A 14,231-nucleotide genomic window follows, 5' to 3' on the forward strand; every position below is an offset into this window, starting at 1 on the left:
TCGGCAGAAGTAATAAACTGCCGAGGTTGTTTTTAGTCGCGCTCATATGGGATTGAATCTGGTATTTCCGCAAATGGATTCTTTTCATTAATACGGTCATAAAACATAACGCCATTTAGATGATCTAATTCATGTTGAAAGGCAATAGCTGGCAAGCCCTTAAGGCGCATTTTTTTCTCTTCACCATCAATTGTTTTAAATTTTACTGTGATTCGTGCATGACGAGGTACATACCCAGGAATATTACGGTCAACAGAAAGACATCCTTCTCCTGATGATAGGTATGTGTTTTCAACAGAATGGCTAACGATCTTTGGATTTATGGCTACAAAGCTTAATTGTTCACCAGCCTCATCTTTTAAATGAAGGGCAAACATGCGCTGTAAGCTATTTACCTGATTGGCAGCCAAACCAATGCCACTACGCAAATTATATTTTTCTGCCATTTCAGGATCTTGGCTGTTGATTAAATATTGAAGCATATCCTCAGCAAGCTTTCTTGTTTCATCAGTTAAAGGGAATTTAACTTCCTCTGCTTTTGTGCGTAAAGTCGGATGACCTTCGCGGATAATATCATCCATTAAAATCATAATAGTAATCTTCCTTTCAACTTTGTAGTGCTTACTAATAAGTATACATCACGTTTTCGTACAATCCCATGAAAAAAGTCCTTATTTGAATATACTTAAAAAATTTTTCTAATGCTATTAGATTTTCGAGAATGGGGTATTCTACTAGGGGAAAACCTGTTGGAAAACGCAAGAGTTGTATGGTGTGAATAAGGTGTTGTAATACAGAAATTGAATAATAGTAATACAGTATAGGACAGCGGTATTTGATTGTTATTCTAGAAAAAATCTTTGTATATAGCAGTAATAGATGATTGACCGACAGTATTTTATTCAGTATACTGAGTGTCAAGAATAAGTTGTACTAGTTAAAAAGGTGATTTATTTTAATACAGCTGAAAGGGAGATGTGACAAATGAGCAAGAAAAACAATAATATTTTTGATGCTAAACAAACGCTAACTGAAATCGAAGATAAGTTTGAAATGTTTCAAATTTTGAATGAAGAAGGCGAAATTATAAATAAAGAGGCAGATCCTAAATTATCAGATGAGGAACTAGTTGAGTTAATGACACGTATGGTTTACACACGTATTTTAGATCAACGATCAATCTCATTAAATCGTCAAGGACGTTTAGGCTTCTATGCACCAACTGCGGGTCAAGAAGCTTCACAACTTGCTTCTCACTTTGCATTAGAACAAGAAGATTGGATTTTACCAGGTTACCGTGATGTGCCACAAATTGTATGGCATGGCTTACCACTTGAAAAAGCATTTTTATTCTCACGTGGGCACTTCATGGGGAATCAGGTTCCTGAAGGTGTAAACGTTTTAGCTCCACAAATTATTATTGGTGCACAATATATTCAAGCTGCTGGGGTAGCACTTGGTATTAAAAAACGCGGGAAAAAAGCTGTTGCAGTAACGTATACAGGTGACGGTGGTTCTTCTCAGGGAGACTTCTATGAAGGCATTAACTTTGCAGGTGCATTTAAATCTCCAGCAATCTTCATTGTACAAAATAACCAATATGCAATCTCAACACCTCGTGAATTGCAAACAGCTGCTAAAACAATTGCACAAAAAGGTGTAGCAGCAGGCTTACCAAGTATTTTAGTAGATGGAATGGATGCGCTTGCAGTTTATGTAGCAACTCGTGATGCTCGTGAGCGCGCGGTTAATGGTGAAGGTCCAACATTAATTGAAACAATGTGTTACCGTTATGGTCCTCATACAATGGCTGGGGATGACCCAACTCGTTACCGTACTTCTGATACAGATAATGAATGGGCTCAAAAAGATCCTCTAGTTCGCTTCCGTAAATACCTAGAAGCAAAAGGTATATGGGATGAGAAAAAAGAAGAAGCAGTAATTGAGCGAGCAAAAGAAGAAATTAAAGAAGCAATCAAAAAAGCAGATGCTGCTCCAAAACAAAAAGTAACAGAGTTAATGGAAAATATGTATAAAGGCGAAATGCCTTCTAATCTAAAAGAACAGTATGAAATCTATAAAGAGAAGGAGTCGAAATAACCTATGGCACAAATGACGATGATTCAAGCAATTACAGATGCACTTCGCACAGAATTAAAGAATGATGAAAACGTTCTTGTATTCGGGGAAGATGTAGGTGTCAACGGTGGGGTATTCCGCGCGACAGAAGGCCTACAAAAAGAATTTGGGGTTGACCGCGTATTTGATACACCATTAGCAGAATCAGGTATTGGTGGCTTAGCAGTTGGCCTTTCTCTTCAAGGATTCCGTCCAGTTCCTGAAATTCAATTCTTCGGTTTCGTTTATGAAGTTATGGATTCAATCAGTGGCCAGCTAGCACGTATGAGCTACCGTAGTGGTGGCGTATACAATGCTCCAGTAACAATCCGTTCACCATTTGGTGGTGGTGTGCACACACCTGAAATGCACTCAGATAGCTTAGAAAGCTTAATGACAGCACAACCAGGATTAACAGTTGTTGTACCATCAACACCATATGATGCAAAAGGTTTACTTATTTCTTCTATTCGTAATGACAACCCAGTTATTTTCTTAGAGCATTTAAAACTATACCGTTCATTCCGTGAAGAAGTACCTGAGGAAGCATACGAAATCCCACTAGGAAAAGCAGATGTAAAACGTGAAGGTACTGATTTAACAATTGTTGCTTACGGTTTAATGGTTCATGAAAGCTTAAAGGCTGCAGAAGAACTTGAAAAAGAAGGACATTCTGTAGAAGTAATTGACTTACGTACAATTCAACCAATCGATGTGGAAACAATTATCGCATCAGTTGAAAAAACAGGTCGTGCAATCGTTGTCCAAGAAGCTCAAAAACAAGCAGGTATCGCTGCGAACGTAGTAGCAGAAATTACAGAGCGAGCAATTTTAAGCTTAGAGGCTCCTGTTCTTCGTGTGGCTGCACCAGATACTGTGTACCCATTCCCACAAGCTGAAGGTGTTTGGTTACCAAATTACAAAGATGTAATGGAAACAGCGAAAAAAGTTTTAACATTCTAATAAAGCTTCTAAACTTGAACAACAGTAAATAGAAAGGATGGGTACACATGGCATTTGAATTCAGATTACCGGATATTGGCGAGGGTATTCACGAAGGCGAGATTGTGAAATGGTTCGTTAAAGCTGGAGATACAGTAAAAGAAGACGATATTCTTTGTGAAGTACAAAATGATAAAGCAGTAGTAGAAATCCCTTCACCAGTTGAAGGAACAGTAGAGGAAGTTTTAGTAGGAGAAGGGACAGTTGCCGTAGTTGGCGATGTTTTAATCCGATTAGACGCACCTGGCTATGAAGACTTAAAGCTAAAAGGTGACGATCATGCCGAAGCAAAAACAGAGGCACAAGTTCAAGCAACTGCTGAATCTGGTCAGAACGTAGAAAAAGCTCCTGCTAAAGAGGAAAAGGCACCAGAAAAAGCCCCTGAAAAAGCTCCAGAAAAAGTGGAGACAGTAGTTGATGAAACAAAACGTGTAATCGCGATGCCTTCTGTACGTAAATTTGCTCGTGATAACGATGTAAATATTCGTAAAGTGAAGGGTACAGGCAAAAACGGTCGAATCCTTAAAGAAGATATTGAAAACTTCTTAAAAGGTGGCGGTACTGTAGAGGCTGAAACTGCAAATATCGAAACATCAGAAGAAACAGTTCAACAAGAAACGTCTACACCAGTAGCACCAGTAGTTCTTGAGGGGGATTTCCCAGAGACTCGTGAAAAAATGTCAGGTATTCGAAAAGCGATTGCTAAAGCAATGGTACACTCGAAACAAACGGCTCCTCATGTTACACTAATGGATGAAGTCGATGTAACAGCTCTTGTAGCACATCGTAAAAAATTCAAAGATATCGCTGCCGAAAAAGGTGTTAAATTAACATACTTACCATATGTAGTGAAAGCACTTATTTCAACTTTACGCGAGTTCCCAGAATTTAATCGCTCTTTAGATGATGCAACACAAGAAATTATCCAAAAGCATTACTATAACATTGGTATTGCAGCAGATACTGAAAGAGGCTTACTAGTACCAGTTATTAAGCATGCAGATCGTAAATCTGTATTTGCAGTGTCTAATGAAATTAATGAATTAGCGACAAAAGCCCGTGAAGGAAAGCTAGCACCACATGAAATGAAAGGTGCTTCCATGTCCATTACGAATATTGGTTCTGCAGGAGGACAATGGTTTACACCAGTTATTAACCATCCTGAAGTAGCAATTCTAGGTATTGGTCGAATTTCAGAAAAACCTGTAATAAAAAATGGTGAAATTGTAGCCGCACCTGTGTTAGCATTATCATTGAGCTTTGATCATCGTATGATCGATGGAGCCACTGCGCAAAATGCTTTAAATCACTTAAAGCGTTTGTTAAGTGAGCCAGAATTATTATTAATGGAGGCGTAACAAAAATGGTAGTAGGAGATTTCCCAATCGAAACAGATACTCTTGTCATTGGTTCAGGTCCTGGAGGATATGTAGCAGCAATTCGTGCAGCTCAAACTGGCCAAAAAGTAACAATCGTTGAAAAAAATGTACTTGGTGGAGTGTGCTTAAACGTAGGTTGTATCCCATCAAAAGCATTAATTTCAGTAGGTCACCGTTTTGAGCAAGCTAAACATTCAGATGACATGGGAATCATCGCTTCTGATGTGAAATTAGACTTCTCAAAAGCACAAGCATTTAAAGACAGCGTTGTTAAGAAATTAACTGGCGGTGTTGAAGGCTTACTTAAAGGTAACAAAGTTGAAATTGTACAAGGTGAAGCTTATTTCGTTGACGCTCATTCAGTGCGTATCATCAATGGTGAATCTGCTCAAACTTACACATTTAACAATGTCATTATTGCAACAGGTTCTCGTCCAGTTGAAATTCCAACATTCAAATTCACTGATCGCGTATTAAATTCTACTGGTGCACTTTCTTTACAAGAAGTACCTAGTAAATTAGTTGTTATCGGTGGCGGTTATATTGGTACTGAGCTAGGATCCGCTTATGCAAACCTTGGCTCTCAAGTAACAATTATCGAAGGCGGAAAAGATATTTTAGCTGGCTTCGAAAAACAAATGACGCAAATCGTGAAAAAAGGCCTTAAAAAGAAAGGCGTTGAAATTGAAGTTAACGCATCTGCAAAAGGCGTAGAAGAAACTGAAAACGGCGTAGTAGTAACTTATGAAGTTGGCGGAGAAGAGAAAAAAGTTGAAGCTGATTACGTGTTAGTTACTGTAGGACGTCGTCCAAATACAGATGAAATGGGACTTGCTGAAATCGGAGTTGAATTCGGTGAACGTGGTCTAATCAATGTTGACAAACAATGTCGTACAAATATTCCAAACATCTATGCAATCGGTGATATCGTAGCAGGTCCACAACTTGCACATAAAGCATCTTACGAAGGTAAAGTTGCTGCTGAAGCAATTGCGGGTGAAAAATCAGTAGTTGATTATCTTGCTGTTCCAGCTGTATGTTTCACAGATCCAGAAATGGCGACAGTTGGTTACAACGAAGAACAAGCAAAAGCTGAAGGCATCGAATATACTGCAGCGAAATTCCCATTCGCAGCAAATGGTCGTGCTCTTGCATTAAACCAATCAGAAGGTTTCGTGAAACTTGTTGCTCGTAAAGAGGATGGCTTATTAATTGGTGCTCAAATCGTAGGTGCTGGTGCATCTGATATGATCGCTGAAATGGGCTTAGCGATTGAAGGCGGCATGACTGCTGAGGATATCGCATTAACAATTCACGCTCACCCAACGTTAGGTGAAATTACAATGGAAACTGCTGAAGTATTACTTGGCAACCCAATCCACATTGTAGCGAAAAAATAATTTGAATAAAAGAGTGTAGATAAAGCGGGATCATTCGCTTATCTACACTCTTTTTTTAGCCAATGTTTTATTTTATATGAACAATTAAATTTTTATATAATCTTTTCCCCTAACAGGCTTTAATGACAATGATAAGTAGCTTCTCATAGAAAATATTCCGTCATTATAGCTTTCAAATCGTATTTCTATCATTTACAAGCTCCTTTGATTATTCTGAATAGTCGATAAATGCTATAATGATAGCATTGTAGAAAGTAAGGGAGGATTTATTAATGGAGCTTAATTTAACGGGGAAAGTAGCAATTATAACAGGGTCAAGTAAAGGAATTGGCTATTATACAGCCATGCAGCTTGTTAAAGAGGGTGCAGAGGTTGTACTTTGCGCTCGTGGTGAAAAACAACTGCAAGTGGCTGCTGGATGCATAAAAAATGAAACAGGCGTAGATGTTTTAATTGTTCCAACTGATATTACAAAAGAAAAAGATTGTAAGTATCTAATCGAGCGTACTGTCGAACATTATGGACGTGTTGATATTCTTATTAATAATGCAGGTACAGCTTCAGCGAATCCCTTTGAATCGGTGAGTAGTGAGCTGTGGCAGGCAGATTTAGATTTAAAGGTATTTGGAGCTATTCATTGTTCTAAATATGCTGCTCCATATATGCGAAAGGCTGGGGGCGGTGCAATCGTTAATGTGACTGCCGTGATGGCTAAAACGCCACCTGCAAGCTCACTTCCAACTACTGTAAGCCGTGCTGCGGGGCTTGCCTTGACAAAAGCGATGAGCAAGGATTTAGGGAAGGATAATATTCGAGTAAATTCTGTCTGTATAGGACTTATTCGTAGTGATCAAATCGAAAAGAAATGGAAAAAGGAAGAACCTAATTTATCGTGGGAAGAATATTCTCGTAAAGTGGGGCAAGCAATTCCGCTTGGTCGTGTAGGTGATACGCAAGAAGCAGCAAACGTTATCACTTTCCTAGTATCTGATGCGGCGAGCTATGTTACAGGAACAGCTGTTAATATTGATGGTGGCTCTGGTCACGCATTATAGAATAGTAAAAAACCACTATACTAATAGAAGTATAGTGGATTTTTAAGAATATTTATCCTTCTTCATTAATAACCACATTTTTACCACGTATCTTCATAATCAGTGGTATAAGTAACCAGGAAATGGCAATCACTAAAAATAGTAATGATAAAGGCTTTGTTATAAAAATAGAAAAGTCTCCATTCGAAATGGTTAATGCACGGCGCATATTATTTTCAATCATCGGCCCTAGTACTAAGGCAAGTACTAATGGAGCTACTGGATAATCATATTTAGCAAATAGATAACCAAGTACACCACAAGCTACTAATAAAAATAAATCAAACGTGGCAAATTGTACAGCATAAACGCCAAAAATTGAAATGGCAATAATAATAGGCAATAAATATTTTTTAGGCGTTTCGATGATTTTGGCAAAAATACGGACCAAAGGCATATTTAATGCTAATAACATTAAATTTCCAATAAACATACTGGCAATTAATCCCCAAGCAACTTGAGGGTGCTCATCAAATAATAATGGACCTGGCTGAATATTATACATAATAAGTGCGCCCATTAAAATTGCAGTAGTACCTGAGCCAGGAATTCCTAAAGTTAGTAATGGGATCATTGCACCGCCTGATGCAGCATTGTTAGCCGATTCTGGCCCAGCTACACCCGCAATATGACCTTTTCCGAATTGCTCGGGTGTTTTACTAAATTTTTTCTCAGTAATATAAGAAAAGAATGAGGCAAGTGTTGCACCAGCACCGGGTAATACGCCAATAAAAAAGCCTAATAATGAGCCGCGAGCAATAGGAACAGCACTATCCTTTAAATCTTCCTTTGTTGGTAATACGCGATTAATTTTTGCTAATTGACCATCCTCTTCTTCTTTTTCAAGAATGGTTTTAAATACTTCGCCTAATGCAAATAAACCAACAGCGATGGTTAAAAATTCAATGCCAGAGAACAGCATTGGCTGACCAAATGTAAAACGTTCGATACCTGATACGGCATCAATACCAACTGTCCCGAGCATAAGCCCTAAAACAGTCATAATTAAAGCTTTGGTAATAGAACGTCCTGCTAGGCCACTAACTGCTGCAAGTCCTAATAACATCAAAGAAAAGTATTCTGCGGGTCCAAATTTAAGTGCTACTTTTGACAATGGATTGGCTAATAATATCAGACCTAATAGCGCTACAACGCCCGCACAAAATGAGCCTATGGCCGCGATAGAAAGAGCACTTCCAGCACGACCTTGTTTAGCCATTTGATAGCCATCCAATGTTGTCACAACTGATGATGATTCACCAGGCGTGTTTAATAGAATGGATGTTGTTGATCCACCATACATAGCCCCATAGTATACACCTGCAAGTAAAATAATTGAGCTGGTAGCGGCAGCCTCAGTAGGTAGTCCAGCTGTAATAGTTGCTGTAACGGGGATTAATAAAGCCACTCCACTCATTGGACCTATACCTGGAAGTACACCAACTGCTGTACCAATTATGACGCCCACAAGAGCGAATAAAAGGTTTTGCCATTGAAGGGCAACTGCAAATCCATCAGCTAAAAATTGCAATGTCGACATATGTTCACTCCTGTACTAAAAAATTGGGAAACTAGGCAATGATCCTCCTAGTAAACTTGTAAATAAATAATAGACGCCTAGTGAAAATCCAGCTGCAATAATAATTGAATAAATAAGTTTAGTACGTTCCATTGTTTGGAAACTAATACACAAAAATAAAAATGTTGTTATCATATAGCCAATTTTTTCAAGGAAAAATACATACGCAAGAGCGCTACCTAAAATAATTAAGAACTTTTTGAGCTCTGTTGAAGCTATTTTAGAAGAAGTAGTTGGTCCTCCTGTGACTCGCTCTCTCACAGCTTTTTTCCATGATTCATAAAATAATTGAAGACTTAATAAACCTAAAATAATACCTAAACCTAATGGGAAAATTTTGGGCCCAACTGTAGATCCATATGCACTATCAGAAATCTGAGTTGCTTGAAAAATAAACAGAATGCTAAGTGTTAAGAGGATAATGCTAAATGTTTTATCAAATGTATAGCTCAACCGTTTTACACCTCCATTGAAAATAGAATAAAGTTACACAAGTAGTTCTATATTTAATGGAAATACTTGTGTCTTTTTTTAAAACGATTCTTTATTTTTGCATACCAAGAGCTGTTAGTAGTTCAATGATTATTTTATTTTGATTGTCTAGATAAGCTGTAAAATCTTGTGCATTACGATATTCTGCTTGCCAACCATTACGGGTCACCTCAGCTTGCCATTCTTTTGATTCAGACATTGCATGTAATTTTTCAGACCAATAGGCAATCGCATCTTTACTCATATTTTTTGGACCAAAGATACCACGCCAAATTGTAAATTCCTCATCAATACCAGCCTCTTTAAATGTAGGAACTTCTGCTAGCTCACCTTCTAAGCGTTCAGAGGAACTGACAGCTAATACACGAACATCTCCTGATTTAACATAAGTAGCAATTGTGGAGGCATCTGTTGCAATAACATCAGCATTGCCACCTAATAATGCTGTAACCGCCTCACCACCACCATCATAAGAAACATATTTAATTGTTTTTAAGTCAATCCCCACTTTATAAGCCGGAATAATTCCTACTAGGTGATCCATCGAGCCCGGTGCAGAACCACCTGCTAATGTGACATCTTTTGGTGAAGTTTTCATAGCATTTAAAACATCTTCAAGCGTTTGGAAAGGAGAATCCTTTTTAACAACGATTGCGCCATAGTCCCGTGTTAATTGAGCTAAAGGTGTAGTATCCTTATAGCCAAATTTACTATTTCCTTCAGCCTTTTCATGATTTATAAGGATTGGTGGTGATTTAACCATTAACATATAATCATTATTGGCTTCCTTTGTAGCAAATGTTGCCATGAAGGCAGCACCACCACCACCTGGCTTATTCTCAACTTGAATCGCCTTATCAATCAACCCAGTATCACTCATTGTTTTTGCCACTGCACGAGCTGTTAAATCCCAGCCACCACCAGCACCTGATGGAGCAACAATGGTAATATTACTTTTCGGATAATCATTGGCCTTCTTTCCCTCTGTTTTTTCTCCAGTTGATGCTGAACAGCCAACTAAACTAGTAAATAATAAGCCTGCTGCCATTATTTTAGAAATGTTCCTCCACATAAAAATCCCCCTTAAAAATAAAATGGTAGCGCTATCAATTTAGCGCTACCCATACTATAACTTACTTCTTAATTTTAGGAATATTGTGATAATAATGTGAATTAACAGCATTTTGTTCATAAAGTTTATGTGGAAATAAAGTATCGTCGCTCAGGACGCCCAACTGTGCCATAAGTCAGTTCGGTATAGACCTGCTTTTGTGTAACTAAAAATTCTAAATAACGACGAGCAGTGGAACGGCTGACACCGATATTCTTTCCCAATAGCTCAGCTGTACTACCATTCTCCATTATACTTAAATGGTTGATAACATGATTCATAGTTGTTGGATCTATCCCTTTTGGTAATAATAACGGTGTTTCTAGAGGGGTGGATGAACCTGCTTTTGGCCAAAGATATTGAATTTTTTCTTGTGTAAATTTTTCATTATTTTTCAGCAATAGATACTTGTAACGGAATTTTTCTATACTCTCTTTTAGCTGTTCGAATGTAAATGGCTTTAAAATGTAATCAGTAACATTTTTCCGATAAGCTTTCTGTACTATATGTGCCTCTGTAGCTGCGGTAATCAAAATAATACTACTTGTTGGGCTCACTTCTTGGATTTTATCAATTAAATCTACTCCCAGTATATCTGGCAAAAAGACATCGAGTAATATAAGGTGTGGTGAAAATGATTGAAGCCAATCTAAAGCTTCTTCTCCCGTGCTTGCCCGTGCAATTACTGTAAAGCCTTCAATTTTTTCTAAAAAACGACAATGTACATCTGCTACACGTACATCATCTTCAATTACCAGCACTTCAATATTGTTCATGGATCATAGTCCCCCTTTTGCTAATAGATACGATAAATAGGGCACCTCCTAAATCTCCTTCTTCAAGAGCAAGAGTACCGTTTAAATCATGGATACTGGAAATGACTTTCCTTAATCCATAGCCTCGATGTTTACTATCTTTCGTAGAAATATTTTCTGAAAATAGCACGTCTAGTTTTTCTTGTGCTAAACCTTGTCCAGAGTCCTCGACCTCAAAGATAATTTCCTCTCCATTATCAAATATAAAAAGCCTAATAATTGGTTGTCGCTCTTTGTTTTTTTCGACCTCTTCAAAAGCATTGGTTAATAAATTTCCCATTATAGAAATAATTAAGCTTTTTTCGATGCTTTCAGGAAATGTTTCTAAATAACTATCCTCATCAAAAACCAACTTGATCTTTAATTCACGTCCACGATTAAAAAATCCGATAATTAAACCATTCAAAAAAGGGTCTTTTACACGCTTTGTTATAAATTGGGTTAGAGAAGAATGTCCTTGTGCCTCTTTATGAATAATAGACAGTGCTTCATCAGATGCATTTAATTGAATAAGGCCGGATATTGTGTAAAGGACATTATTAAACTCATGTGTTTGGGCACGTAAAGCCTCTGTATATTGTTTTACTTGTGATAATTCGATAGCCATTTGCTCTATTTCTGATTGTAATCGGAAACTTGCAACTGCGCCGACAACTTGACCATTCACCTTCATAGGTACACGGTTAACAATAATTTCATGACCGTTAACAATCATCAATTTATCAAGTTGTTTTTCACCCTTCATTAATACGTTAAGCAGATGTGTGTTTGGTATATGCTGCTCGATATTATCGCCAATAATAGAAGCTGAATCCGTTAAATGTAAGATTTTTGCGGCAGCATTGTTTAGGGTCGTAATTTCACCTTTCTGATTTACCGTAATAATAGCTTCACGAACTGATTCAATTAAAGTATTTTTTTCTGTTAATAGACTGGCAATTTCACTTGGCTCTAGATTAAAAATTTGCTTTTTAATGTTTCGGGATAAAAAAATAGAGCCGATAATACCAATGCCTAGTGCAATAACCATCGTATAAAAAATATTATCAAGGTATAAAAAATATAAGCGATCTAATTCACTTGTTAAGTAACCAATTGAAACAACACCAATAATCGATCCATTTGAGTCTAAGATAGGTGCCTTCCCACGAATGGATTGTCCCATTGAACCATTTGCAATGGAAATATAAGACTCACCGTTGATTAATGCTCGGTCATTATCATCTCCGACCATTGATTTACCAATACGGTCAGCGATAGGATGGGTGTAGCGTATGCCATTTTTATCTCCTATTACAACATAAGTAGCTTTTGCAGCAAGCAAAATCTCTTTGCTAATTTTTTGCAGACTTTCGGAAGGATTATTTGTATGAAACGCTTCAATTACATCCCCCCTGCTAGCCGTTGTTTCCGCCAAATATAGTGCCCGGTTCCCAATTTGTGTTTGCAATGCATCAGATATGGTCATATAAAAGAGGATGCCTGCTAAAATAACAATAATAAAAATTAAAAAACTACTGTAATAGGCAAAGCGGGCTTGGAGTGTTAATGTTTTAAAGAAAATAGTGAATCCCACCTTTGTGTTTATTTTGGAAATTTTGGTCATTGATAATACTAGTAATCTTTTGTAATTTTCGATTATATAAAAAAATTTCGAAATTTGCTAGATGATCATTAAAAAAGTGATTTGAAGTGGATAGACACAATATAAAAATGTTGAAAAGTCATAATCATAAAAAGTAAAATCATGAAGTTCTTGTAGAATAGGACTTTTAATACTGTTTCATAGAATTGTTTGGATATTTCTGTATTTGATTATTATTTTTCTAAAATTACAATAGACAGAAAATTCCTACAGATGTAGAATGAACGATATAGGGGGTGAAAAGTGGCGAAATGTTGAACGAAAATTTAGCTGCGTTATTGTTACGAGTTGTTCGGATTATTGTGCAAATTGGTATACTTACTATTTTCTATTACATGGGGGTTGGCATTGTTTCTTATTTGCACATACCTCTTCCAGGAAGCGTCATAGGCTTACTTTTATTAGCACTTTCACTCAATTTTAAAATTATTAAGGTCGAATATATACAAGATGGAGCAGGTTTTTTAATTGGCATCTTAACGTTGTTTTTCATTCCAGCAACGGTAGGTGTTATTGATTATCCAGAGCTCATGTCAATCACTGGTCTGCTCATTATTTTAGCAATTATTGCTAGTACATTAATCTCTATTTATGTAACAGGACTGCTGACACAGCTCATCGAGAAAAGAGAATTGGCCAAAAAAGAAAGCTCGAAGACTCCTGTGGAAGAAGGAAAGGGGGAATTAACTGTTGATTGAAGTAACAGTTGTCCTTAGCACCATCATTATGTTTATTTTATTTACAAAGCTCTATCAACGATTTCCCCATCCTATCATGATTCCCTTGGTCACGACTACGATTGTCAGTGCAGTGGTTTTACTTGTGTTTGATATTCCATATTCAACTTATATGCAAGGTGGGGAGTGGCTTCAGAAAATGCTTGGGCCAGCTGTTGTGGCACTTGCATATCCTCTCTATAATCAACGAGCAATTATTATGAAATATAAGTATTCAATTTTATCAGGGCTTCTAATCGGCATGATAACAGGCTTAGTGACAATTTTTGTGTTACTAAAATGGATCGGTGTAGAACCTAGCTGGATGCTGACAGCCTTACCTAAATCGTTAACAACGCCTGTTGGGATGCAGGTGAGCGAAACGATTGGAGGCATTCCTCCTTTAACTGCTGTTTTCGTTATGATTGCAGGGTTTGTAGGGGCCATTATCGGACCGTTAGTCATTAAGTATGGCAAAATCGACTCTGCTGTGAGTAGGGGAGTGGCAGTAGGAAGTGCCTCACATGGGGTAGGTCTTGTGAAATTAAGAGAATATGGGGAACAGGAATTATCAGTTGGTTCATTATCAATGGGCTTAACGGCTGTTATCGGAGCCTTCTTCTGCCCTTTATTTGTGTATTTATTTTTATAATAGAATCGTGGAAAAAGGAGCTGTCTCAAAACGAATGGAAACAAATTCTTTGTTGTGAAAAAAATAGTTATTTCTAGAAGCAATTATTCATTATGAAATGAATTTAAAAACACTTCAGATAGTATTCTATTATAGCTATTTTGTAAATGAAGAGAATGTTTTCTGGTTGTGTTCAACAAAAAGAATATACTCACATTTTAAATATAAAAGCTAGCCCTTCTTATTGAA

At 37.2% G+C, this 14,231-nt stretch carries 13 protein-coding genes; 7 read left to right on the plus strand and 6 right to left on the minus strand.

Going from position 1 to position 14,231, the window contains the following annotated elements; translation table 11 throughout:
- Nucleotides 1-32: 32 nt before the first annotated feature.
- Nucleotides 33-590, minus strand: a complete 558-nt coding sequence (gene def, locus PSR12_RS04305; RefSeq protein ID WP_221679657.1) for a peptide deformylase — start codon at nt 588-590, stop codon at nt 33-35.
- A 394-nt stretch (nt 591-984) separates the two neighbouring features.
- Here def and pdhA point away from each other — a divergent pair, with 394 nt between their 5' ends.
- The 5 genes from pdhA (at nt 985) to PSR12_RS04330 (ending at nt 6,954) form a co-directional block, all read left to right on the plus strand.
- A complete protein-coding gene (gene pdhA / locus PSR12_RS04310) occupies nt 985-2,100 on the plus strand; it encodes a pyruvate dehydrogenase (acetyl-transferring) E1 component subunit alpha (protein ID WP_004224731.1) in 1,116 nt (371 codons plus the stop codon).
- 3 nt (nt 2,101-2,103) lie between these two features.
- Entirely contained in the window at nt 2,104-3,081 is a 978-nt protein-coding gene (locus PSR12_RS04315) for an alpha-ketoacid dehydrogenase subunit beta (protein ID WP_004224734.1), read from the plus strand.
- Nucleotides 3,082-3,128: 47 nt separating this feature from the next.
- The gene (locus tag PSR12_RS04320) at nt 3,129-4,478 is read left to right on the plus strand and encodes a dihydrolipoamide acetyltransferase family protein (RefSeq protein ID WP_274771780.1); all 1,350 of its coding nucleotides are present in this window, start codon (nt 3,129-3,131) and stop codon (nt 4,476-4,478) included.
- 5 nt (nt 4,479-4,483) lie between these two features.
- On the plus strand, nt 4,484-5,899 hold the full coding sequence (lpdA, locus tag PSR12_RS04325) for a dihydrolipoyl dehydrogenase (protein ID WP_221679661.1): 1,416 nt from the start codon (nt 4,484-4,486) through the stop codon (nt 5,897-5,899).
- Between the two features lie 272 nt (nt 5,900-6,171).
- The gene (locus tag PSR12_RS04330; protein ID WP_274771783.1) at nt 6,172-6,954 is read left to right on the plus strand and encodes an SDR family NAD(P)-dependent oxidoreductase; all 783 of its coding nucleotides are present in this window, start codon (nt 6,172-6,174) and stop codon (nt 6,952-6,954) included.
- Between the two features lie 52 nt (nt 6,955-7,006).
- Here PSR12_RS04330 and PSR12_RS04335 read toward each other — a convergent pair whose 3' ends face one another.
- The 5 genes from PSR12_RS04335 to PSR12_RS04355 all read right to left on the minus strand — a co-directional run bounded on the left by PSR12_RS04335 (nt 7,007) and on the right by PSR12_RS04355 (nt 12,596).
- Nucleotides 7,007-8,533: a tripartite tricarboxylate transporter permease gene (locus PSR12_RS04335; protein WP_221679665.1), complete on the minus strand. Its 1,527-nt coding sequence runs from the start codon at nt 8,531-8,533 to the stop codon at nt 7,007-7,009.
- Between the two features lie 15 nt (nt 8,534-8,548).
- Complete coding sequence (locus tag PSR12_RS04340; protein ID WP_257521256.1) at nt 8,549-9,025, minus strand: tripartite tricarboxylate transporter TctB family protein; 477 nt, start codon at nt 9,023-9,025, stop codon at nt 8,549-8,551.
- 91 nt (nt 9,026-9,116) lie between these two features.
- Nucleotides 9,117-10,136, minus strand: a complete 1,020-nt coding sequence (locus tag PSR12_RS04345) for a Bug family tripartite tricarboxylate transporter substrate binding protein (RefSeq protein WP_257521257.1) — start codon at nt 10,134-10,136, stop codon at nt 9,117-9,119.
- A 125-nt stretch (nt 10,137-10,261) separates the two neighbouring features.
- Entirely contained in the window at nt 10,262-10,951 is a 690-nt protein-coding gene (locus PSR12_RS04350; protein WP_221679669.1) for a response regulator, read from the minus strand.
- Nucleotides 10,938-12,596, minus strand: coding sequence for an ATP-binding protein (locus PSR12_RS04355; RefSeq protein WP_274771786.1), 1,659 nt, complete (start codon nt 12,594-12,596; stop codon nt 10,938-10,940). Before PSR12_RS04355 ends, PSR12_RS04350 begins: the two co-directional genes overlap by 14 nt.
- Nucleotides 12,597-12,886: 290 nt before the next feature.
- Here PSR12_RS04355 and PSR12_RS04360 point away from each other — a divergent pair, with 290 nt between their 5' ends.
- Together PSR12_RS04360 and PSR12_RS04365 are read left to right on the plus strand one after the other, a co-directional pair.
- Nucleotides 12,887-13,333 (plus strand): CidA/LrgA family protein, encoded by a 447-nt coding sequence (locus PSR12_RS04360; protein WP_255600439.1) that lies wholly within the window; start codon nt 12,887-12,889, stop codon nt 13,331-13,333.
- On the plus strand, nt 13,326-14,003 hold the full coding sequence (locus tag PSR12_RS04365) for an LrgB family protein (RefSeq protein ID WP_004224753.1): 678 nt from the start codon (nt 13,326-13,328) through the stop codon (nt 14,001-14,003). The genes PSR12_RS04360 and PSR12_RS04365 overlap by 8 nt, the downstream gene beginning before the upstream one ends.
- Nucleotides 14,004-14,231: the final 228 nt, after the last annotated feature.

The organism is Lysinibacillus sp. G01H, assembly GCF_028872195.1.
In the GTDB taxonomy this organism is placed as follows: Bacteria; Bacillota; Bacilli; order Bacillales_A; family Planococcaceae; genus Lysinibacillus; species Lysinibacillus capsici.

Excerpts from the sequence above, each read along its gene's own strand:
- PSR12_RS04350 (WP_221679669.1), bottom strand. The coding sequence starts at position 10,951 with ATGAACAATATTGAAGTGCTGGTAATTGAAGATGATGTACGTGTAGCA.
- PSR12_RS04330 (WP_274771783.1), top strand. The coding sequence starts at position 6,172 with ATGGAGCTTAATTTAACGGGGAAAGTAGCAATTATAACAGGGTCAAGT.
- PSR12_RS04360 (WP_255600439.1), top strand. The coding sequence starts at position 12,887 with ATGTTGAACGAAAATTTAGCTGCGTTATTGTTACGAGTTGTTCGGATT.
- lpdA (WP_221679661.1), top strand. The coding sequence starts at position 4,484 with ATGGTAGTAGGAGATTTCCCAATCGAAACAGATACTCTTGTCATTGGT.
- PSR12_RS04315 (WP_004224734.1), top strand. The coding sequence starts at position 2,104 with ATGGCACAAATGACGATGATTCAAGCAATTACAGATGCACTTCGCACA.
- PSR12_RS04345 (WP_257521257.1), bottom strand. The coding sequence starts at position 10,136 with ATGTGGAGGAACATTTCTAAAATAATGGCAGCAGGCTTATTATTTACT.
- def (WP_221679657.1), bottom strand. The coding sequence starts at position 590 with ATGATTTTAATGGATGATATTATCCGCGAAGGTCATCCGACTTTACGC.
- PSR12_RS04320 (WP_274771780.1), top strand. The coding sequence starts at position 3,129 with ATGGCATTTGAATTCAGATTACCGGATATTGGCGAGGGTATTCACGAA.
- PSR12_RS04335 (WP_221679665.1), bottom strand. The coding sequence starts at position 8,533 with ATGTCGACATTGCAATTTTTAGCTGATGGATTTGCAGTTGCCCTTCAA.
- pdhA (WP_004224731.1), top strand. The coding sequence starts at position 985 with ATGAGCAAGAAAAACAATAATATTTTTGATGCTAAACAAACGCTAACT.
- PSR12_RS04355 (WP_274771786.1), bottom strand. The coding sequence starts at position 12,596 with ATGACCAAAATTTCCAAAATAAACACAAAGGTGGGATTCACTATTTTC.